Here is a 2,011-nt window from a genome sequence, read left to right on the forward strand (position 1 = left end):
GTACCCTTCCAAATTCCAGCTTGTTGTCCACCACCCATTGAACCTGGATTTGTCTGTTTGATGTCTCTTTGTTCAGTTGTTGCTGCTTCAGCAATAGCAGCAATAGCTTTAGCTTTTAAGCTTGGGCTTCCAGGGTTTGCCCTACGTGCAGCATAAATTAATTCGTCAACCCAACCATCAGCTTCTGCTGTTTGTATTAATTCAAAAACAATGTCGTTTAAGTTACCTTCTCCAGCAATTGTGTTTAAATTTTGACTTAATTCAAACCATAGCATTTGCTCTAATGATGATTTATTAGGGAAAGCATCAGTAAAAGCCTTTTGTAGTATTTTGCGTTGTTCACCGGATAAGCCCATATTTTTACATATGTTATTAGTTCAGGCAAACATTTCTGAAGGGGTGACGAAACAAGCTAAAATGCTTGGTATGTAAAGGTAGTACCATTTTATGGTAAAAAAAAGGTAGTGGGACTTTAGCAAGGGAGCAGGGAAACAATCCTGTGAACCTCATAGTTATGAAAAAGGCTCACTAGGAAAACTTCAGTCGTGAAAGGATATACTTCACTACTCTTTCCCATCGCTTACTGGACATGCCAGCTTTTTTGATATTTTCAGGTGTTATTTCTTCCCCCATCACGAACATCTGGTAGAGGAGGAGGATGCGTTCGCGTAGCGTGGCCTAAAGGCCAATCGCAAAACTCCTGAACCCTTATCCCTTGGTCACTTCAGGTGCTGGAGGAGCTAATCCGGATCACTTAACAAAAATTTAAATGTCATGGTTTTCCCATAACCATAAGCTGTTCCCATAGGGTGCGCGTAGCGCATTAGCTGATAGCTTACCCCTTAAATTATCCTTAATCCTTATAGACTAATGAATTTAGCTGTAATCAAGTCCCGTCGGACATTGATAACCTTAACAGTTACAGTTGCCATTGTATTGATTTCACTCAAAGCAGCAAGTGCAATACCATTGTTTGGTGCCGGTGCTTCATTTCCCGAACCCCTTTACCAGCGTTACTTTTCTCAATACCAACAAGAAACCAGCGTTAATGTAAGTTACAGTACGATTGGCAGTGTTACTGGCATTGAGCAATTCATTAACGAGTCTGTTGATTTCGCTGGCACTGATATGCCCCCAACCGATGAGGAGAAAAGTCAGATGAAACGGGGCTTGCAACTGGTGCCCACAGCGGGGGGAGCTGTGTCAGTCATTTACAATCTCCAAGGTGTAGTGAGTTCTGTTAGACTATCTCGCGAGACTCTAGGGAAAATCTTTACTGGTCAAATTGGTAATTGGAAGCAAGTTAACACTTACCTGCCCAGAAGAGACATAAAAGTTGTTGTGCGCTCAGATAGCAGCGGTACTAGTTTCATATTCACCAACTACTTGAGTGCGATTACCAATGGTCTGATCAAACCTAGCCAAAAACCAGATTGGGGCTTCAAGGTCTTCTCAAGCCGTCCTCGAAATGGTGGAGTAGCTGCGGAAGTGCGGCGGATTGACGGTGCCATTGGCTATGTAGAGGCTAATTATGCTCTAGAAAACAACTTTCCTAGCGCTAGGATTGAAAATCAAGAGGGTCGCTATATTAAGCCTAGTCTTGAGCAAGCCAGTAAAGGGCTGCTCAACGTAGAGTTTAACCAAGACTTCACCCTCAAACTTAACGATCCAGCCGATGGTTATCCAATTGTCGGTCTAACTTGGCTGCTACTGTACCAGAAGTACCCCACTCAGGCCAAAGCCCAGGGCATTAAAGATATGGTTAATTGGATTATCACTAAAGGTCAAGACCTCAACGGGGAACTGGGGTACACTCGGATTCCAGAGGATATTGCTCGCCAAGCCATCCAAGCAGTGAATCAAAACATAACCGTTGGCTCATAGGAGTAATATCAAATTCGGTTGAATAACCATACTTCCGTCGTTAGGAGAGCAGAGAACTAGCGATTTAGCACGGTCTTGGGGAGGCAGTGCCTTCAGGCGGGGGTTCCCCCCATCAACAACTGCTATA

2 protein-coding genes are annotated in these 2,011 nt (G+C 43.7%); one reads left to right on the top strand and one right to left on the bottom strand.

All coding sequences use genetic code 11. The annotated features are described in order from the left end of the window. Positions 1-356 (bottom strand): effector-associated domain EAD1-containing protein (locus F6K49_RS44065; protein WP_293108198.1); only part of this gene is annotated, 356 nt, incomplete at its 3' end. A gap of 514 nt (positions 357-870) precedes the next feature. On the opposite strand from F6K49_RS44065, the gene pstS reads away from it, so the two are divergent. Then, positions 871-1,884, top strand: a complete 1,014-nt coding sequence (gene pstS, locus F6K49_RS44070) for a phosphate ABC transporter substrate-binding protein PstS (RefSeq protein WP_293108202.1) — start codon at positions 871-873, stop codon at positions 1,882-1,884. Positions 1,885-2,011 lie beyond the last annotated feature (127 nt).

It is taken from the genome of Moorena sp. SIO3I6, assembly GCF_010672095.1.